This window comes from Agarivorans sp. Z349TD_8, from assembly GCF_050870825.2.
Taxonomy (GTDB): Bacteria; Pseudomonadota; Gammaproteobacteria; order Enterobacterales; family Celerinatantimonadaceae; genus Agarivorans.
This window is the reverse complement of record NZ_CP194037.2, coordinates 1905384-1925353: the sequence shown is the minus strand read 5'-3', so window position 1 is coordinate 1925353 and position 19970 is coordinate 1905384. Positions and strand designations below refer to the sequence as shown.

Annotated in this window: 17 protein-coding genes; all 17 read right to left on the bottom strand. The window is 38.0% G+C overall.

The window, feature by feature from the left end; all coding sequences use genetic code 11:
• Nucleotides 1-186: 186 nt before the first annotated feature.
• Entirely contained in the window at nucleotides 187-3735 is a 3549-nt protein-coding gene (locus tag ACRRS1_RS08750; RefSeq protein ID WP_439036008.1) for a hypothetical protein, read from the bottom strand.
• A 239-nt stretch (nucleotides 3736-3974) separates the two neighbouring features.
• On the bottom strand, nucleotides 3975-5141 hold the full coding sequence (locus ACRRS1_RS08745) for a nucleotide sugar dehydrogenase (protein WP_432467983.1): 1167 nt from the start codon (nucleotides 5139-5141) through the stop codon (nucleotides 3975-3977).
• A gap of 119 nt (nucleotides 5142-5260) precedes the next feature.
• Entirely contained in the window at nucleotides 5261-5986 is a 726-nt protein-coding gene (locus ACRRS1_RS08740; protein WP_432467984.1) for a glycosyltransferase, read from the bottom strand.
• Complete coding sequence (locus tag ACRRS1_RS08735) at nucleotides 5983-7080, bottom strand: EpsG family protein (protein ID WP_432467985.1); 1098 nt, start codon at nucleotides 7078-7080, stop codon at nucleotides 5983-5985. Before ACRRS1_RS08735 ends, ACRRS1_RS08740 begins: the two co-directional genes overlap by 4 nt.
• The gene (locus ACRRS1_RS08730) at nucleotides 7080-8135 is read right to left on the bottom strand and encodes a hypothetical protein (RefSeq protein WP_432467986.1); all 1056 of its coding nucleotides are present in this window, start codon (nucleotides 8133-8135) and stop codon (nucleotides 7080-7082) included. The genes ACRRS1_RS08735 and ACRRS1_RS08730 overlap by 1 nt, the downstream gene beginning before the upstream one ends.
• Nucleotides 8128-9255, bottom strand: a complete 1128-nt coding sequence (locus ACRRS1_RS08725; protein WP_432467987.1) for a glycosyltransferase — start codon at nucleotides 9253-9255, stop codon at nucleotides 8128-8130. The genes ACRRS1_RS08730 and ACRRS1_RS08725 overlap by 8 nt, the downstream gene beginning before the upstream one ends.
• A complete protein-coding gene (locus ACRRS1_RS08720) occupies nucleotides 9252-10166 on the bottom strand; it encodes a sugar transferase (protein ID WP_432467988.1) in 915 nt (304 codons plus the stop codon). Before ACRRS1_RS08720 ends, ACRRS1_RS08725 begins: the two co-directional genes overlap by 4 nt.
• Nucleotides 10159-11331, bottom strand: coding sequence for a hypothetical protein (locus ACRRS1_RS08715; RefSeq protein ID WP_432467989.1), 1173 nt, complete (start codon nucleotides 11329-11331; stop codon nucleotides 10159-10161). The genes ACRRS1_RS08720 and ACRRS1_RS08715 overlap by 8 nt, the downstream gene beginning before the upstream one ends.
• A 21-nt stretch (nucleotides 11332-11352) precedes the next feature.
• Nucleotides 11353-12618 (bottom strand): hypothetical protein, encoded by a 1266-nt coding sequence (locus ACRRS1_RS08710; protein ID WP_432467991.1) that lies wholly within the window; start codon nucleotides 12616-12618, stop codon nucleotides 11353-11355.
• The gene (locus ACRRS1_RS08705; RefSeq protein ID WP_432467992.1) at nucleotides 12611-13498 is read right to left on the bottom strand and encodes a glycosyltransferase family 2 protein; all 888 of its coding nucleotides are present in this window, start codon (nucleotides 13496-13498) and stop codon (nucleotides 12611-12613) included. The genes ACRRS1_RS08710 and ACRRS1_RS08705 overlap by 8 nt, the downstream gene beginning before the upstream one ends.
• On the bottom strand, nucleotides 13491-14063 hold the full coding sequence (locus tag ACRRS1_RS08700; protein WP_432467993.1) for an acyltransferase: 573 nt from the start codon (nucleotides 14061-14063) through the stop codon (nucleotides 13491-13493). The genes ACRRS1_RS08705 and ACRRS1_RS08700 overlap by 8 nt, the downstream gene beginning before the upstream one ends.
• An 8-nt stretch (nucleotides 14064-14071) precedes the next feature.
• Nucleotides 14072-14896, bottom strand: coding sequence for an NAD-dependent epimerase/dehydratase family protein (locus ACRRS1_RS08695; protein WP_432467994.1), 825 nt, complete (start codon nucleotides 14894-14896; stop codon nucleotides 14072-14074).
• 10 nt (nucleotides 14897-14906) lie between these two features.
• Nucleotides 14907-15698 carry a hypothetical protein gene (locus ACRRS1_RS08690; protein WP_432467996.1) on the bottom strand — a complete coding sequence of 264 codons (792 nt, stop codon included), beginning with the start codon at nucleotides 15696-15698 and terminating at the stop codon, nucleotides 14907-14909.
• A gap of 48 nt (nucleotides 15699-15746) precedes the next feature.
• A complete protein-coding gene (gene rfbH, locus ACRRS1_RS08685) occupies nucleotides 15747-17060 on the bottom strand; it encodes a lipopolysaccharide biosynthesis protein RfbH (protein WP_432467997.1) in 1314 nt (437 codons plus the stop codon).
• A complete protein-coding gene (gene rfbG / locus ACRRS1_RS08680) occupies nucleotides 17060-18142 on the bottom strand; it encodes a CDP-glucose 4,6-dehydratase (protein WP_432467999.1) in 1083 nt (360 codons plus the stop codon). Before rfbG ends, rfbH begins: the two co-directional genes overlap by 1 nt.
• Before the next feature lie 4 nt (nucleotides 18143-18146).
• Nucleotides 18147-18920: a glucose-1-phosphate cytidylyltransferase gene (gene rfbF / locus ACRRS1_RS08675; protein WP_432468001.1), complete on the bottom strand. Its 774-nt coding sequence runs from the start codon at nucleotides 18918-18920 to the stop codon at nucleotides 18147-18149.
• 12 nt (nucleotides 18921-18932) lie between these two features.
• Nucleotides 18933-19904 (bottom strand): FAD-binding oxidoreductase, encoded by a 972-nt coding sequence (locus ACRRS1_RS08670; RefSeq protein ID WP_432468003.1) that lies wholly within the window; start codon nucleotides 19902-19904, stop codon nucleotides 18933-18935.
• Nucleotides 19905-19970 lie beyond the last annotated feature (66 nt).

Sequence of the window (19970 nt, the reverse complement as noted above, 5' to 3'; positions counted from 1 at the left end):
GATATTCAGGTCACTGGTTGACCAACGATTTATCACCGGAGTCCGCGACTATCAAACCCAACTGCTCTGGCTCCTTAGTCAACTATATGAGGCTTTTTATTCTGAAATTAGCTGCGAAATGTCGGATACAACAATCACTTTTAACAAAAACCCGCTTTCGCGGGCTTTCAGGACAAACAATTTGACTTAATGGAGCCAATAAGCGGCCTTGTTGGTCGATATTAGCATTTCAAGCGCCCCTTGCGAATATCTCAAATTAATACCTCGATGCTGAGGCTCCCCCACAATATACGGACTAGACCAAATAGCCAGTCCTTTAGCGCTCATCTTTTGAATATAATATTTTTCTTCAATATCATATTGATAATCCTCTGGTACTTTTATTGCTGCAAACACATTTTGTTGCGAGCGAGAGGAAGGATCTATCGCAATATCTAACACGTTATCTAACAGCCTAACACGAGATACTTCAATCAAGGTTTCATTGTTTATCTCATACACGATAAAAGTCGACGTTTGGTCATAAAACGTACCTTCATCAAAACACATCAGCTCCAGAGCATCATCATTATCATAATTAAACATTTCTACACGACGACAAGCCTGCTGTTGGCTACTTAAAAGCGTAATCACACCATTTTGTACTTTTAATAGCGATACATTCTCAGATAACCCCACAATCACATAGTTACCGTCATTTGAGCTATAACTAGTAATATCCTTGACGTATTGATCGAAACGATACGAACCCAGTATGGTTTGATTATCAATATCGATGACACGAATTGCAGAACCTTCGTCATAAATCAAATCATCTTTACCATCGCCATTAAGATCGCTAGCCTCAATAACTCCTATATCAGTGTCATAATCTCCAGCTAACTGCCAATGCACACTATTATCAAATAGCTGCAGCGCAGCAATACCTCCATAATAGGTTTCCGTAATTGGCACAAACATATCACCAAAGCCATCATGGTTAAAGTCGCTGGTAATGGCGTATTTACTCTTGTCCCAATTGGAAGATAGCTCGTCACTCACTGTTGTGTGACCTTGCTTATCCAGAGTAAATATTCGCCCTCCACCATAACCACTCTCAGAAGAAGGAACAAAGAAGACCGCCTTTTCGATATTATCAGTAATGGTTGACCACCCTGCAGTACTGTAGTTATCAAGCTGAACACGAGTACGGGGTTTAATAGTTGCAGCACCTTCAGTGAGGTCGGCGATTATAAAGAGGTCTTCTCCAGAGCTCCCTACATCTGAGGCCCAGTGCATCTCTAACAGGCCATCGTTGTCAGAATCTCCCACGGCAAGAGACGCAATGCCATACCCTTGACTTGACACCTGTGATAGAGCTAACAAACTAGCACCATCCCATTGAAGAACCTCTATATTTCCCCATTGGCATCCACCTAATATCACTTCATCAACACCATCTTTTGATACGTCAGCAGTGATTAAATCACAATAGCCATTACCCGAGTATTGATAGCGTTGTGATTTATCAATCGCAGAATAAATAGATAGATGATTGACCGTATCCCCGATAATTTCGGCGATTCCATCGCCATCAATATCACCAGCAGCAACCAAAGACCTGCCAAATCCATCACTATAAAACCATTGGTTTTCCCAGGTTTCGGTGTCATACACAAAACCGTTATTGGTGACTATTTCAAGCTGAGCATCACCATCAACATTGGCAAAAACAAACTGTTTTGCGCTTAACAAATCACGACTAAATAAAAGCGTATTAGGCTGTTCAATATTCACTACTTTAAGCACAACATGATCATAAGAATACTCGCTATTCGCTTCTAAATAGCCCAGTAACCAACCACTCTCTGTCTCAACAATACGGGCATGTTGCAAGTATTTATCACTATACAATAATAATGTTGCCATACTCGTTAAATCACTAATAAGGCTAATGCCATGGTCTGATACAACGATAATTTCTTGTTGGCCATCATTATCAATATCAGCAGGTATCGCTTGTTTTATCTTGCCCGCTGCTGGCAGCGCAAAGGGATAAACCCACTTTTGCTGATAGCCCTCGTTAACGTATTCCATCAAATATACCGTTGAATTATGGCCAACGGTGAGAATTTCGTTACCTTCAAACTGATCAAAGTTCCCGATCCAAGTCGAATGGTCATGGTAAGGTACTTCTGTGCCAGTGCGTACAATGGGGAAATTATCGTTACTGTGCGCTTCTACAGTCACCAGCTCAACGTCATCAGAACCGGGCAAAGAGAAACTGAAAGTGTACTGTTGAACCGGAAAGAGTAGATTATCAGGAACTTGCCAATTTACTTCTCCTTGCTCATCCATTGTGGCCCCAGATGGGCCTGAAGCCATTACGACTGGGGCTTGCACTCCTTGCAGGTCAGGGTCAACCATATTTACAGAAAAACTAACCAACTCACCGCGAACAACGTTTTCTGGTAGATTAGAAATAGCCACCTGTACGGGAGAGTCGCTTAATTCAATGGTCAAGCGCGGCCCTTCAACACTATTGACGCCATCAAACACCACCATACTCACTTCCAACAGATCGCCATATATCGCTTGATAAGGAGCCAAAGTACTGCTGGTTTCAGCTAAACGTGTACCATTCACATACCAGTGATAGCTTATATTGAGCAGTTCATCGGAAGTATCGGGGTCTTCATAGTAGCCCTGCTCAACCGTAATTGGCGTTGTGGTGTCAACTTCATCACCACCATACATATTCCAATAAGGTTCAGACACCAAAGGCGGAAGAGAAAGCTCAGAGAGGGCAACTAATTGCTTAGCACTGACGTCACCAACGAGTAGCTCTTGCACGTTGCTAAAATAGGTACCCACGTCATAGAGCTTATCGCTGTTTATATCTTCAACGTAACGAATGTACTTATTATCAAACTGTAGTGCCGTGGCTTTGTCACCCACTAACAACAAGCTCCCCTCACCGAAATCAGATATGCTTCCAGAGAGCTCATCAGAGGAAAAGGCTACTTTTCCTTTGTCGGCGATAAACAGATCACCGCTGACCGACCAACTACCGCCACTGTCTTCGTTGTATGCAGAATGAAGCATTACTGGTGCATGGTCATTTGAGGAAAACAATAACCGTTGGCTTTGAGTTAATGAATCAGAATCCTCGACTTGTCGCGAGTAACCTGTTATCACGGTAAACAGTTCTGAACGCTGCCAGTTAAGGTTATCGTAATAAAGCACATAGTCGACTATATTTTCATTTAGCTGAACCATTCTAAAGGCTGCTTGCCCGTCTAACTGAGCCCCGGCGTCATCTATACAGGCATCGTAGTCAAGAGATATCGTGCCTTGGTAGTTCGAGTCCATATAACCTTTATAAGTTAGCGTTCCACCATTAGTACACTGCGCGATGGAATTAACCTCGCCTTTAGCTTCCACCACCTGCTCTATAAGCCGATAACTGAGTAAGCTGGGCAAAGCATTTACCGAGTCACCAAATAGGTTTGTGAACAGCTGTTGTGCGAGCGCAACATCCATTGGCGCATTAACCTGCGCCCCGGTATAACGCAAATCCACCAAGCTTTCTGCTGCTTGATTTAACTGCTTAACAGAGTAGGCCAATGGATTCTTAATCATATCGCTTGATGAAGTGTTAGCCGGTGGGGTGGTAGATTCCGAACCGCCCCCTCCACAGGCAACTATGTATACAGCGCTGCAGCTAAGCAGCAAAATTCGCCCAATGTGTTTCATAGTTCATCCGTGAATAAATAATAAAAAGATAGTAACAAAATACTAATGCTATTCTAGTGATCAATAACAAAATACAACGTAATGGCGACGCAGAAACAAGAGTAAGAAAGGCTAGACTAGTTAGTTTTATATGAGAGGGAGCTTAATTATCTTATTTTTTATTCAAAAATGGCTCGGCAGCTATTTGTAATAACCCAGAGAATTAAAAATACCGAGCCCTAATATTTTTTAAGGTGGCACTAATCGCTACCAAACAAATCGCGGGTATAGACTTTATCGGCTACGTCTTTAATTTCATCCACCATCCGATTGGCGATAATCACGTCGCAGCTTTGTTTAAACTCATTTAGGTCACGTATAACCTTAGAGCGATAAAACTCATTTTGCGCCATTACCGGTTCATAAATCACCACTTCAATACCTTTGGCTTTAATTCGTTTCATAATGCCTTGAATACTCGAAGCCCGGAAATTATCCGACCCCGACTTCATGATCAGGCGATATACCCCTACTCGTTGAGGGTTACGCTTCACAATCGACTCAGCGATAAAATTTTTACGGGTAGTATTGGCATCCACGATTGCGCCAATAATATTATTAGGTACGTTTTTATAGTTGGCCAATAGCTGTTTGGTATCTTTAGGTAAACAATAACCCCCGTAACCAAAAGAAGGATTGTTATAATGACTGCCAATACGTGGGTCTAGACCGACACCTTGTATAATATGACGACTACTCAGACCATGTGTCTCAGCATAGGTGTCTAACTCGTTAAAATAAGCCACGCGCAGCGCCAAATAAGTATTGGCAAATAATTTAATCGCTTCTGCCTCAGTTGAGTCGGTCAATAATACATCGATGTTTTCTTTTATTGCTCCTTCGACCAACAAGTTGGCAAAAGTTTCCGCGCGCTCCGAGACCTCGCCCACCACAATCCGAGAAGGATGCAAGTTGTCGTAAAGAGCCCGCCCTTCTCGTAAAAACTCAGGTGAGAAAATAATATTATCTACAGCAAATTTTTCGCGAACGGACTTGGTGTAACCAACTGGCACCGTTGATTTAATCACCATCACCGCTGAAGGGTTAATCTCAAGTACATCTTTAATCACCGCTTCAACCGACTGGGTATTAAAGTAATTAGTCTCGGGATCGTAATCAGTCGGTGTAGAAATAATGACATAATCAGCGTCTTTATAGGCCTGTTGCTTATCTAACGTGGCGGTAAAACTTAACGATTCCTTGGCCAAAAATGCTTCTATCTCTACGTCTACAATTGGCGAGCGATGATTGTTAAGCATTTCTACTTTCTCAGGAACAATATCGACAGCAACCACCTCATGATGTTGAGAAATCAGCATCGCGTTAGATAAACCTACGTAGCCGGTCCCGGCAACAGCAATTTTCATTAACATGTCCTTTCTTTCAATATTTAAACGGCTTCACTACATTGATAAATAATAAAATCCTTGGGTAATCTGCCCGTTTCATCTCCAGCCTAGCACACAGCTATATTACATTTACTCCATTATCCATGACCCTTAAACCTAAGCAAACTTCTAATTTTCTTAATTAAGAAACGCATAGTTCCAGAGAGAAGTGCAACCATACTGGCTGGCCACCCATAAATTGTCTTAACTGCAGAATACTCTTCAAAATACCCCACATACAGGCCCTTACTAGATAACCCATCGGAGCCGCAAATTGAAAAAGGCTCTTTCAAGTATAACGCGTTTGCCTTAAGCTTCAGCAGACGCAAATTTAGGTGATAATCGCCCGCTAACCTATAATCTAAGCTATATCTTAACGTTTCGAAGACAGTTCTTCTATAAAGTACTGATTGATGGCACAACGTATGCTTGAATAACATCCTATGATTAAAGCAACTTGAAAAATAGCGACCATTGTCATATACCGCATCCCCCAAAACTAAATCATAACCATCTAGATTGCGTTCGAAAATGGAATTCAAAAGATGATGACTAAAAAACCTGTCATCATCCCCGAAAAAAGTAATCCAATCGCCTCTCGCACGCTCAATCCCCTTATTCATAGCATCGTAAATCCCGCGATCTTCCTCCGAAACAACACTAACATTAGAAAATACATCTGCTAACATCAACATTTCTGGACAACACGCGCCATCTACGACTACAACTTCGACACTGTCGAAATCTGACTGATTCAATTCGAAACAAAATTTTTGAACAGAAGAGAAATTACCATAAGTTGGAACGACTACTGAAAGAATCAAAACACTTTACCTGCTAAATCACCATTAAGTAAACTGAAGCCACTTTGCGACGATGTAATTGAAAAAAACAACTTATAAAAGAACAAAATAAACATCCCTACATATAATGAGTAGCGAGCGTAAACCGCTAATTTGACATAACTTTTAATACAATAAAACACAGCCAATGGGAAAAGAATCAAACATGCTACAAAAAAACGTTCGGACAATTGAGGGACCGCACTTCCCCCCAAAGTAAACAAAACACAACCAGTATAAAATGAAACAACATTCTTTTGAAATTCATCCCCTTTTTTCCCAAAAAACAAGAAAATCAAAGATGGTAAACCCACAACCACAACCAACTTATAATTAAAGTGACTTGATGAAACGACATTATAATAATCAGCTTTATTTGCTAGAACTGGAGCTAAACCTCCCATAAACGACAAAATGTAACTAAACACTATAGTAACCAGCGTATAAGTAAAAAAAGTCGCCATAAAAAAAAGAGGCAACCTTACTGTTTTCTTACAATCTAATACTTTGCCCCCCAAAATAAAAAACAAGTAAAAAAATAAAACTGAAAAATGCGTAAAAAATGAAAGAAACAAAAAAGCTCGCCGATATCGTCTAGATGAGAGAAAACATAAAAAAAGTGCTAATGACAAAGTTTGCCTAATAAGTTGCGTCTCATAAAACAACAAAGAAGTGTTAGAAAAGAGTAAAAAACAAATAAAAACAGACTCATACTTGCCTTTATAATTATAAAAACAAAGACATAGGATAAAATTACACAACAGCGAGAAAAAAAACAACATTTCTCGCTCTGTAGAAACAAAGTGAGAGCTTACAATATAAAACAAAGAAAAGACAGGTTCGAAAGTAACCTCCCTAAAAAAATTTTCAACGCCGCCTTCTCTCAAGTATTTATAATACCAGAAATACTCGACGGCATCGTCAGAACTAACAACCCCAAATTCCCTTGAGCTTGCCAAAAACGAAAATAAAATAACTAAACAAAAACAAAGAAAGCTTGTTGCGAGATGTTTAGGTTTCTTAATATAGAAAATAAGAAAAAATAAAAAAAAAGCCAGAATTAAAAATAACTTCATTATTCGAAAAGCCTCTTTCTAACTTCTTCAACAGTAAAGTAGTCAAAAGCGGTTGAGCTCCCGAAGTCTATTGCGGCAGCTAGAGAAGAATCAAAAGACTGCTCACTATCATAATAAAAGCTAAACTCTTCAAACTCGAGGTTCAAATCACAAAAACTAGGGATAACCAAGGGCTTACTGACAGAGATAGCTTCTCCAAAAGCTGCAGTCCCCTTATATTTATCGTAACCCAAATCACTAGTGTTTAGACTCAATAAAACATCACATTGCAGTAAAACACAATCCAAATCGTCATTTGAAAAATCAGCTTGAAGAAAGTGCAAAACACCTTGCAACTGCTTTGCGCATACCTGATTATCTGTAGAGTCTACAAAACGACCAACCTGTACAAAAAACACCTTCTTTAATTCAGATTTTTTTAGCCATGAGTAGTCTCTTTTGACTGAATCAAATTGTCCGATTACCCCAACTACTGAGTATCCTTTTTGCTTAGCCGCGCGTATAAGAGAGATATCAACATTACTACATCTAGCTTGCTCTGATAGCGTATCGGAAAAATACACATAAGATGTTCTATTTTTAGACTCACTTCCAACCCCTATAGTTAGCGCAAGGTTCGTGAGAGACTCTGATTCAAAAAAAACATTATCAACTAAATGCAAACTCGCTTTATTTACCCCCCCCCCTTTCGTGTAACAACGAATGTCCTTTACATAGATAACACTGTACTTATTAAGTACGTGCCGCCCTAGAAACACAAGAAAAAGAAAAATGGAGGAAAATGTATTTTTAAGCTTACTCCCATAAAAAGGTCCTGTAAGCAAAACAAATTTACTAGCAAAAAAAAACTTAAAAAACAAACTAAAAACGGAGGGGATACTATCAACTACATCAATACGATCTGAGCTTAAAAAGCTACAATACTTAGCCTTTTGGTTTTTTGTACAGACGACTCTAACTTCGCCATCAAAATTATAGAGTCTAGCAGAGTGCATTATCTGTTTATAATGATTTCCGAAGTCCATTATATAGACTTTTTTATTAACACTAACCATTAATCACATCCAAGTACAGCTGAGCTGTTTTATTATTCATATCTCTTATTGTAAAGTTATTTTCAAATCGATTCTTTGCACCTAAAGACAGTTGATGACGCAAATCTGAATCATTTAAAATGAGTAACAATGCGTCTTTAAGTTCACTAACAGAGCCATTTTTAAAAATAAGCCCTGACTCTAGATGCTTATTTACCCAAGGCACGCCACTACCCAAGATGTTAGCACTAATCACAGGTGTACCTACAGACATTGCTTCCAATTGCACAAGGCCGTATGCCTCGCTTCTTTCACAAGAAGGAAAACAAAACACTTCAGCGGAAAAAAAATAAGAAGCAAGATCTTTTTCTGTCAATTTCCCAATTAGAAAAACTTGCTCTGACAAACCATACTTATCAATCAATTTCTGATAACTGGCCGTCAATTCGCCAACCCCCCCGATCAAAAAAACGCAATCCTCAAAACCAGAGCGGACAGCTTCGATCAATATTTCAAACCCTTTATAGTATGTATGCCGCCCCACAGAGAAAATTACTTTTTTTCCTTTATATCTTTCTCTGATGTCCTCTACTATCTTTGAGTTTACCTTCGATTCAATAGATTCAATGCCAATAGGAATTACTTCACATTTATGTTTAAATTTCATTAGTTGTTTTGAAGAATCTAGATAAGGAGGGCTAGTAACTACTATCTTATCACTCAGTTCTAAAAGTTTATTTACAAAAGGTCTTAAAAAAAACCATCCTACCTTTTGAGAAACCACATCACTATGCCAATGTACAACAACCCCTTTACATTTTTTTCTCAAAAATAGATAAAACAAGACAAAAAAAGTTGAAAATGGATTTGGCAAATGTATATGCAAAATACTATTTTCGATTCTTTTTCCCAACTCAGAAAAATAAGCGACAGAAAACTGACTAGACATTAAAGTGAAATTTATCGGACATTTTACAACTTTAACCCCGTTAATATTTTCTACTTCAGTCTTTTTCGCCTCATAACTGTTACAAATAACAGTTACAGAATCATCTTGAGTTGAACTCTCAGCTAAATCTTGAACAACCTTTTCTAAACCACCAAAATAAGGATGATAGAACTTACTTAAATGCAAAATCATAAACTTAAATATCTCTTGAATAAACGATTAATTTTTCTGTACATTCGTTCATATAATCCAAGCACATCTTTAGCTAAATGCGCACAAACTTCATCGTAAACGTTGTAATCAACAACCTTAGGATAAAAACTATCTACAGGAAGCTTACTAAGTTCCCTAGGTATGAAATTTAGGTCTTCACAATGGACACCCGAACCATCAAGCCCGATATTCTCAGAATAAACTTCTCTTGGGTAAACAGTAAGTCCTCCTTTTTCATATACTGTTGCATACCAGAATACAGCCCATGTTTTAGTACGACCGGCATAGTTAGCTTTAACTTGTTCCCAAAAGTTAAAGCGACCTTGCAAATCGAACTCATAACGCTGTTGCTTGTCATACGATTTTATTAACTTTGTAGGATTACGCTCGAAATGTGCCCACCTGTCAGCCCATGTAGCCCACCCCCAACAATTAGTTAGTGGTAACAAACATTTACTTTCAGCCATCTTAGCCAAGGGAGCAAAGCTGTACGAAGAAACTTGCCACACTCTATTGTTATCACGATAGTAATTAAGACTCTGATTCATGTAGAGTAAGAAGTTTTGGGCAACAACAATGTCATCCTCAAGCACTATGATTTTCCCTTGCTTAAGCACAATTTCAGTGACCCCACTAATTATACTTTCAGCCAAACCTCGATTGGTACTCGACTCAATAATATTTACTTTTTTGAAACCGTTTACCTTTCGAATACACTCGCGGGTTAACTGCACAAGTTTGGAGTCTTCATTAGTTCGAGGACCATCAGCGTATATATAAAGCTCTGTAGACTCGGCTAATATACATTGAGACAAAGCCTTTAATACTTTTTGAGTATGAAGAGGGCGATTAAATACAAAAATTACGACTGGCGCGCATTCATCATTCATGGTAGTCATTCCATACTGCCTCGAATATACTATTAACATTGTGTTTAAGCATAAAGCTAGAGATCCATTTATCTTTTATTTCTTTATCGAGCTTCCAATCACCATCTAAATTTCTTAACTGCTCAGCTGCTGTTCTTTCACATCTAGGCAAAACAACAATAGCCCTTTTCGGAATTTCAGAGCTAAAAGAGTAACTAGACACGACGGTAGCAACATTATCATTCATCAACATAGATTTAATCAGTGCTCCCTCAACAGGCGCTGACCACAATGTCGGATTAATTACCAAACCAGCTCGTGTGACAATATCAGCTAACCCAGACTCCCAGGTACAGTCAAAAAAAGTAACGTTATCTAAAGAGCTTAACTTTTTTTGATTAGATTTATGATTATCAAATACCAAAGAACGCTCAATCGGAACAAAAAAAGTCTTTTCAGGAATCAGAGCTGCGATCGACAAAAAATAGTCAACACCTTTCGCAGCCTCCTTTGAACCGTGATAAACAAAATCAAAATCACCAAACTCTAAGCTAACATAAGAACTACCTTCTAGGTCTTTAACTGCGGGCATACCAACTACTGCCGCCCGATTAGTCTTAAAGTATCTACTCGCCAATTGCTTCTGAGAGTCATTTTGATAGAGCAATCTCAAGTTATCTGACTCAATAGTTTCTTTAACATATTGAGAGTAAAGCAAATACTTTCTACGAGACATAGCCGTAGGAAAAGAACGGCAGCCAATTTTTGAAATCACTTTAGAACGATCACTAGCGGTACACTCGATACATTTCAAACATTCCTTATTTCCTTCAATATAATTATACGAACGTATACAAAAATACCATGAATCTAACAAATACAAATATGAGAAATTATTTTTACTCAAAAATCTGAAATTTGCGTATCCTAGTGTTTGAGGGTGTACAATAATTACGGTTTGATTTTTAATAGTTCTCAACTGAAAATAAAAATACAAGTCATTAAAGAGACGAGTTGTGATTTCTTGGAAAATTTGTATGTATTTTTTATTTATAATAAGGTTCCGTAATGATTTTCTATTCCGCCTACAAATCAATTCAAATCGGCCATCACCTTTAAACGCTTCTAAAAATTGGCCGACACCTGATTTCCCTACAGCCATACCTGAAACAATTACAATTTTCAAAGTAACTCCTATGAAATAGTACTACACTCTAGTCAATTTAAGATACACTTCCCTAGGAAGGGGGTAAGCCATTATTAATAAATAAGAAAAAGCTAAACCTAACACTAGACCTACAGCACCAAATAGCTTAGCCAATAAAACTTGAAAAACCAAACTACAAACCAATTGTAAAGGCAGTAACTTTATAATTAATCTTGTATCTCCGACACTTTGCATTGCCGTAGAAAACAAATCAACCCAAAGCCTTACAATGAATAGCAAAGCAAAACCAAATAAAAGATTAGTTATATCAATGTCACTACCCTTCAATTCTTGCATTATATTTATATCATCGAAATGAAATATTGAAAAATCAAGAAGAGTAGTTGAACCCACTATCCCAATCGAAAAAAAAACGAAGACTTTAGATATAAGCCGATAGAAATCCCCCTTCTGCCTTTCGGTAATAATAATTGTAATCTTTGGCCAATATATATGTATAAAGCTAGAAATTACTGTATAACCCGTTAAATATAACCTCAATACAATAAGATATACTGCTATTTCTCTAGCGCCCAACAATTGTGACGCAATAAAAACATCAGTACTAACTATGAATGTACCCATAATAGCAAGAATCCAAAATCCATTAGATTTTTTTAAGCTAAGACAAGCAAGTCTTACATATCTACGTACAGGGAGTTTAAAACAAGAAGAGCCGACATCTAGCTCAACGAAAAAGTAAAACATAAGAAACAACTTAGAAAACAACACTGGCAACAGCATCATCAATAAATAATCAGCTGGATTAGTAGATTTCGATTGAGTAACGAGTAAAAAAACAACAATAAGACTCAAGATGTTTGTTAGGTTAGCAACGCTTGATTTGAAAAAGGAATATAAAAACTTAGTATACAATTCCAATAGTGCTACGAGCGATAATAGTAAAAATGGATAAAAAAAGACATACCCCCCATCCCCAGATAAATATATTTTATCGACGACCCCCCAAGAAAAACACAATATAAGAAAAAACAATAACATTAAGATGAATAAAAAAAAGGAAACACTAACAACAATTTTCTTCAATAAAAAAGAACGTCTCCTAATCGTTAATATATTTTTTAGATAGTTACCACTCCCCATATCAAGCAACAATAACCAAGGTAGTAGAGCCTGAATCAAAGCTATACTTGAATATCCCTCAACACCAACATTTTCTATGATATAGGGTATGGTAAAGATAGAAACAAACAGTCCAAAAAATCTCGCTCCCCATGACAAAGGAAGATCCCATCGATTAACCAATCTTAAGCTTCCCATGAAAAACTTTTACAAGTAACTTCCACAACGCCAAGTAACCGAAACTATTAATATAATAAAAGCGAAATAATCTGTCAGAGAAGAAAAGATTAAAAATATGACTCCTACCAAAATCATTCAGCATTGTGTTTAAAAAAACTGTCCTGTTAGCAGGGCTCAACTCTCCTCCTAATCGCATCATCCCTGCGTATGCATTTCTAGGGGAATAACTTCTTCGACGGCCATCCCACACCAGTTTATTCTCATTACCTCCAAGAATCCTAGATTTGATATCAGTGTTTTTATCTACCATTTCCAAAAACATTGCAACGTGTGGGAACAGCGTCCAACAAAGATCGTAACCTACGTAACAATACTTACAAATACGTTTTGAATATATATTAGCCGATATCAGACCCAGCATAGCAAAACATGAATATGTCTCTAGTATATTCTTACTGTTATTTAACTCTCCACCATGAATCTCGTCACAACGGGAATCACCTGTTATCGAACTACGAATGTAAAAATGATCGAACGTTTCATTTTGAATATATGACATCAACTTAGGAATAAACGAAAGATCTAACGTATCGTCATCTGATAACACCCATATATATTCAAAATCTAAATTTGAGAAACCGAAAGTAATATTTGCTGCCAGCCCAATATTTACAGTTTGCCTGACATATGAAAAATACTTTTTACTTGAGTAATTTTCGACTATTTCCGAATAACCAGAATCTTCAGAACAATTATCACTAACAACTATACAAACTTCGGATTCCAAGCCAAATCTTTCGATACTTGTACATAAATGATTTAATGTTCTAGTTAAATACTCACTTCTATTATAACTAGGAATATAGATAGTTAAACTACACATCGCCTATCCTTTTAGCTGGATTACCAGCCCAAACTTGACCGTTAGGTATATTTTTTGTGACTACGCTACCAGCTCCTACAATAACTCTATCACCAATACAAACGCCTTTAAGAATTATGGAGTGCGCGCCTATAAAAACGTCTTTACCAATATTTATAGTGTTTGATAAAGGCTTATCAGTCAAAGAATCTCGACGGTGAAAATAATTAAGACTATGAAAATCAGAATCATACATTTTCACGCCTCCTCCAATTTTTGTATGCTCTCCAATAAAAACAGCATTCATTGCTACAATAGTACAATTTGATAAGCCGCAGTTATCACCAATAGAGATACGCCCTCCAGTAAATGTTTTCAATAAGCATATATTGTCACCGCCGATTGGATTGGCCTTCATGCCTGAATTAATTCTAACATCTCGACCAAGCACAATATTCCCACCATTAATAACAAATAGTCTTCCATTTATTTTGGGGAAGCTTTCATATTGAACTCTTTTAGCTTTAAGAATAAATAAATTGAAATAAAAATTTATAAAAAACTGCAATTTATGCAGTATTTTCATAGTAATTCTCATTTTAAAGATCGCTTAATGTAATCTGGAATATCATCACGCATAATAACAAACCTAAATGTTGGGTCAAAGACAGGTTTCATAACTTCTGTTTCACGATATTTTATAGCACCAAACTCAACATCTATATCTCTATTTTTTCTAATTAGTTCCACCAACTCGATCGGGCTATAATTCTGTTCTGAGAAAAAAGCCAACTTCTCATACATACAATCATTTTCCATTATTAAATGATTAATGATCTCCGCTGCGAGTGTTCTCACATTTAATAAGTTAAGTTTTTGTTCCCCAGGAGATAGTTTTACTGCCTGCTGTGACATAGCAGCGTTGATCAAAATGTCTAATAACTTGCCACGATTATCAGTCGAACCATAGGTCCCATAGATCATCATTTCTTTGCAGTGTACTCTTTTATATCCACTGTATAATTCCATAAACGACGTCATTGACTTCTTTGAAGCTGAATACAGATCGATAGGTGCATGAATTTTATTATCACAACCTAGTTGCCAATAAGTATTGATATATACAAAATTGCTACCGACGTGACTCGCTAACTCAAGCAGCTTTAGTGGGAATTTAATATTTACATCTAGAATTTCATCAACATTTGTATTATCAAAAGCAGCGGCGAGATGAATAATATAGTCAGGCTTAAATTCGCGTACAGACTCTTCATAATTATCATATACATTTAAATCTACCACTCTTGAATCACCAAATGACCGCCTGCCAATATTAACGACGGAATGCTTGGCTACCAAAAGTTGTGTAATTATCTCTCTACCAAGAAAGCCTGTTCCCCCTGTAGTCAAGATTTTCATAACTATATATTTAGTCCTTAATAGTTCTAATTAACTTTTGAATACGTTTATAAGAAAAGATAAATAAATCTCGCCAAGTAATAAAACTCAGGGATATTATTAATTTATTATGCTGCCTCTCCGATAACCGTCTTACATCCTTTAACTCCAACTGGAGTATTTTTTTTAAAGAAAATGGGTATATTGGAATACCATGAAAATCGTCATTAATTTTAACAGTAATCACTTTTCCGTTTTTCTCGACACTTTTAGCTTGATATTTATCATCTTCACTATGAGCTGGGTAAAAGTAAAAAACCTCTTTACTAACCGAAACGTAATCGAAATCATTGGTATAAGCACTAGCCAAAATCGGGTTTTTCACCATTGAAGCTTCTCGGCTTAATTCAAACTGGCCGGAAAAAGAAAAGATTTTATCCGCGCCACAAATCTCACCAAACATGACAGCAGCATACCCTCCCGCACTAGACCCGACATATGTGCATTCTAAACCTTGGGTATGATATTTAATTAACTTACCTAAAGCTTCAACCGAGGCAACACTTTCATTAATACCATTTAAATACCATTGTTTATAAATATCGCGAATAAAAATTAACTTCTCGAACTTAGCTTTATCTACTACTCGCTCCCACTCATAATAATCACTCAGTATTAGTTTGTGTAAATTTTCATTAGTATGAGGAAAAAATATAGCATTACTAGAAAAGCAAACTAAACATTTCCCATTAGTTAAACTACCCTTTACAACTTTGAAATTATTTTTTTTTCTAGCCTCACGATGATAACTTAATTCAAACATAGAGTTCATAGAGAAAGACCTTATCAACTAATGGGAATTCAGGTATGACTAAAAGTTAACGCCAAAAAACTCTTCGAATTTTTCAATAACAAAATCTAAATGTTGCTTAGTTAACCCTGGGAATACCCCAATCCAAAATGTATTGTTCATAATAAGATCAGTATTAGTCAAAGCCCCTACGACACGGTATTCCACATTTTCGAAGTATGGTTGGCGAGTCAAGTTACCTGCAAATAACAAACGAGTACCAATTTTAACCTGATCCATAAACTTTAATAGCTCTACACGATCTATTCCACTATCAGGCTTTATGGTAATGGGGAAACCAAACCATGATGGCTCAGACTTTTCGGTCGCTTCCGGTAAAATGATAAACTCTCCACATGAGGCTAGTCCTTCTTTAAGATAAACAAAATTATCTTTACGAGCCTGAACTAAATCCTCAACCCTATCCATTTGAGCTAAACCACATGCAGCTTGCATATCAGTAATTTTTAAATTGTACCCAAGGTGCGAATAAGTGTATTTATGGTCATAACCTTCTGGTAATGTGCCAAGTTGTTGGTCAAAACGTTTACCACAAGTGTTATCACAACCAGGGGCACAATAGCAGTCACGTCCCCAATCTCTGAATGATTCAATTAACTTGCGAAGTTCTTTATTTTTAGTAAATACAGCACCGCCTTCACCCATAGTAATATGGTGTGCAGGATAGAAGCTAACTGTAGCGATATCACCAAAAGTACCCACCATTTTACCATCGTAGGTAGAGCCTAGCGCATCGCAACAATCTTCGATTAACCACAAGTTATATTTATCAGCAACTCTACGCGCTTCGGTTAGGTCGAAGGTATTACCTAAAGTGTGAGCGACCATAATTGCTTTGGTTTTATCAGAAACAGCCGCTTCAATCATCTCTGGCAATATTTGATACGTTGGAATATCTACATCTACAAATACAGGAACTAAGCCGTTTTGAATTGCAGGGTTCACTGTTGTTGGAAAACCTGCGGCTACAGTAATTACTTCATCTCCCGGCTTTAACTGGCGCTCACCTAATGTAGGCGATGTTAAAGCAGTCATCGCAAGCAAATTTGCCGATGAACCCGATGTGGTGGTTAACACATACGGAACGCCAAGGTATTCGCCTAAACGCTTCTCAAAAGCGTCATTAAAACGCCCGGTAGTTAACCAACCATCTAAAGAAGCCTCAACCATCATTTTTAGCTCGTTAGCGCCTAACACCTTGCCCGATGGCGGCACGACTGACTCCCCGCCAACAAAAGCTTTAGGCGCGTATTCTAAGGCAGCGTATTGCTCTACGAGATCTGCGATTTGAGTTCTTAGTTGTTCTTTAGACATTATTTAGTTCCTACTCTTGCTGCCATATATTCTTTAATTTCATTAACGGTGTATTGTTTCATATCACCTGCGTTTAACCATGCTTTCTGCCAACCAACAATTTTGGTTAGTGTATACTCTAAACTCCAGACAGCTTGCCAATTCAGACGCATTTTTGCCTTTGAACAATCTAATTTGAGGTAATGAGCTTCATGAGGGTGTTTACCATCACTCAGAGTCCAGCTCGCGCCTTCTCCCCAGTTAGATACCAATTTATCAACAATCCATTCCACAGGCTTGGCATCTTCATCTCTAGGGCCAAAGTTCCAGCCTTCTGCAAATTCACAGCCTTGAGCATATAAATGCTCAGCCACACTCAAATAACCCGACAGCGGCTCTAGGACGTGCTGCCAAGGTCGAATTGCATACGGACTACGAATTTCTACTGATTTATTATCAGAAAAGGCATTTAGCATATCAGGGATTAAACGATCCTCAGCCCAATCTCCCCCTCCAATCACATTGCCAGCCCTAGCTGAAGCCAAAGCACAACCATGTTCGTGGTAATTAGCCTTATTAAAAAAGGATTGCCGATATGAGGATGCTACTAATTCAGCGCACCCTTTACTGTTGCTATAAGGGTCATAACCGCCCATTGCTTCATCTTCTCGGTAACCCCATACCCACTCACGATTTTCATAACACTTGTCTGAAGTGACATTCACTACGGCTTTAATCCCACCAACTTGCCTTACAGCTTCCAGTAAGTGTACCGTTCCCATTACGTTAGTCGAGTATGTATCTATCGGTGCATCATATGATAATCGCACAAGCGGTTGCGCTGCCATATGGATTACAATTTCAGGCTTAAAATCTGAGATTGATTTCAATAGCTGATAAAAATCTCGGATATCACCTTCTTCTGACTCCATACCTTCAGCGACGTTAGCTTCTATAAATAGACTAGGTGTCGTTGGCGCCGCTAACGCGTAACCCTTAACCACAGCGCCCATTTCTTGAAGCCATAGGCATAACCAACCACCCTTAAACCCGGTATGGCCGGTAACAAATACCTTTTTCCCTTTCCAAAATTTTGGGTTCATTAAATTATTTCCAAATTTTCCACGGAGCTTTCTTGGCTTGCCACAATTCTTCTAACAAAACCTTATCTCTAAGCGTATCCATCGGTTGCCAAAAACCTTGATGTTCATAAGCCATTAACTCTCCACTAGCGGCTAACTTATTTAACGGTTCCTGCTCCCACACACACGCATCACCATCGATGTAATCAAGTACTTCTGGGGACAGCACGAAGAAACCACCGTTAATCATGGCACCATCGCCTTTAGGTTTTTCTTTAAAGCTATTAACTTTACCACCGCTGATATCTAAAGCACCAAATCGGCCGGGGGGATAAGTCGCGGTTAAGGTCGCTTTCTTACCGTGGGTTTTATGAAAATCGATAGTTGCAGATATGTCCATATCTCCAACACCATCACCATAAGTAAAACAAAAAGCATCTTCTTCTTTAACATGCTCAGCTACTCTCGCTAAGCGCCCTCCAGTCATAGAGTTATCACCGGTGTCAACTAAAGTGACAGACCATGGTTCCGCGCGCTTACGATGTACAACCATTTCATTTTGTTTCATATCAAAAGTAACGTCTGACATGTGTAAGAAATAATTAGCAAAATATTCCTTGATCACGTAGCCCTTGTAACCACAACAGATAACAAAATCATTGATTCCATGGGCAGAATACTGTTTCATGATATGCCACAGTATCGGCTTACCGCCAATTTCAACCATAGGCTTAGGCTTTACCGAAGTTTCTTCACTAAGGCGCGTACCTAAACCACCGGCTAGGATTACTGCTTTCATTGGTATCTCCAACTAATTAGTTTTTGCCGGAGTAAATGCATCAGAATGAAATGCATCTTTTGGCAAATTTCGATTTAAAAATTTGTTTTTAGCATCATTAATCATGTCTAACGCACCACATGCGTAGACCTCGTAATGCTCTAACGAAGGGAATTGATTACAAACAACATCTTGAACATATCCTTTTCGCCCACCCCAATTTGTTTCCCGTGACAACACAGGAAAGAAATGTATATGTTGATAGCACGCACTCATGTTTTCTAACTCTCTACAATACAACTCATTTTCGAATCGCATTCCCCAATAGATGAAAACCTCACGCCTATTCTCTGCAATAACCAGCTGCTCTACCATCGCTTTTATAGGTGCAATACCTGTCCCCGTAGCCAACATGATTATGGGCTTATTATTGCCGCGAAGAAAAAATGTTCCTTTTGGTCCTTCTAAACGCATCAATTGATTTTCTTTAACTTGACCAAATAGCAGTTCCGACATTTTCCCATCGGGAACCTGACGAATGTGAAGTTCAAGTTCTTTAGTGCCAGCCATTGCATTTGCTATTGAATAACTGCGCTTTACCCCCTTAAAGCTCAAATCAATATACTGACCAGGCAAATAATCAAACTTAGCCGTAGGAGGGACCCGCAAAGTCAAGACTACAATATCATCGGTTGGATACACTACGTCCGATACCTTACAAGGCAATGTACATGCTTTAATATGGGCTAATTCGGGATAATAATTAGCCTTTAGAGTCACATCAGAAAGTGCTTTGGACTGACAAGTTAGCACTCTGCCTTCCGTGACAATATCACCATGTTCATTTTGGACGGAACCCGTCACTAGCTCCGCACTACACACCCCGCACTCACCTGTTTTACAACTGTGCTCTAGAGGTGTAGATTGAGAAATAGCATCATCTAATAAATTTTTATCAGACTTAAAACTAACACCAGATGGTAGTACTTCTATTTTATATGACATTTAAAATATTACTGTTTTATAAAAAAAACTAAAAACCAATTATTTTTGACAACCATTAATCGGATA

Excerpts from the sequence above, each read along its gene's own strand:
- ACRRS1_RS08750 (WP_439036008.1), bottom strand. The coding sequence starts at position 3,735 with ATGAAACACATTGGGCGAATTTTGCTGCTTAGCTGCAGCGCTGTATAC.
- ACRRS1_RS08745 (WP_432467983.1), bottom strand. The coding sequence starts at position 5,141 with ATGAAAATTGCTGTTGCCGGGACCGGCTACGTAGGTTTATCTAACGCG.
- ACRRS1_RS08735 (WP_432467985.1), bottom strand. The coding sequence starts at position 7,080 with ATGAAGTTATTTTTAATTCTGGCTTTTTTTTTATTTTTTCTTATTTTC.
- ACRRS1_RS08730 (WP_432467986.1), bottom strand. The coding sequence starts at position 8,135 with ATGGTTAGTGTTAATAAAAAAGTCTATATAATGGACTTCGGAAATCAT.
- ACRRS1_RS08725 (WP_432467987.1), bottom strand. The coding sequence starts at position 9,255 with ATGATTTTGCATTTAAGTAAGTTCTATCATCCTTATTTTGGTGGTTTA.
- ACRRS1_RS08720 (WP_432467988.1), bottom strand. The coding sequence starts at position 10,166 with ATGAATGATGAATGCGCGCCAGTCGTAATTTTTGTATTTAATCGCCCT.
- ACRRS1_RS08705 (WP_432467992.1), bottom strand. The coding sequence starts at position 13,498 with ATGTGTAGTTTAACTATCTATATTCCTAGTTATAATAGAAGTGAGTAT.
- ACRRS1_RS08700 (WP_432467993.1), bottom strand. The coding sequence starts at position 14,063 with ATGAAAATACTGCATAAATTGCAGTTTTTTATAAATTTTTATTTCAAT.
- ACRRS1_RS08695 (WP_432467994.1), bottom strand. The coding sequence starts at position 14,896 with ATGAAAATCTTGACTACAGGGGGAACAGGCTTTCTTGGTAGAGAGATA.
- ACRRS1_RS08690 (WP_432467996.1), bottom strand. The coding sequence starts at position 15,698 with ATGTTTGAATTAAGTTATCATCGTGAGGCTAGAAAAAAAAATAATTTC.
- rfbH (WP_432467997.1), bottom strand. The coding sequence starts at position 17,060 with ATGTCTAAAGAACAACTAAGAACTCAAATCGCAGATCTCGTAGAGCAA.
- rfbG (WP_432467999.1), bottom strand. The coding sequence starts at position 18,142 with ATGAACCCAAAATTTTGGAAAGGGAAAAAGGTATTTGTTACCGGCCAT.
- rfbF (WP_432468001.1), bottom strand. The coding sequence starts at position 18,920 with ATGAAAGCAGTAATCCTAGCCGGTGGTTTAGGTACGCGCCTTAGTGAA.
- ACRRS1_RS08670 (WP_432468003.1), bottom strand. The coding sequence starts at position 19,904 with ATGTCATATAAAATAGAAGTACTACCATCTGGTGTTAGTTTTAAGTCT.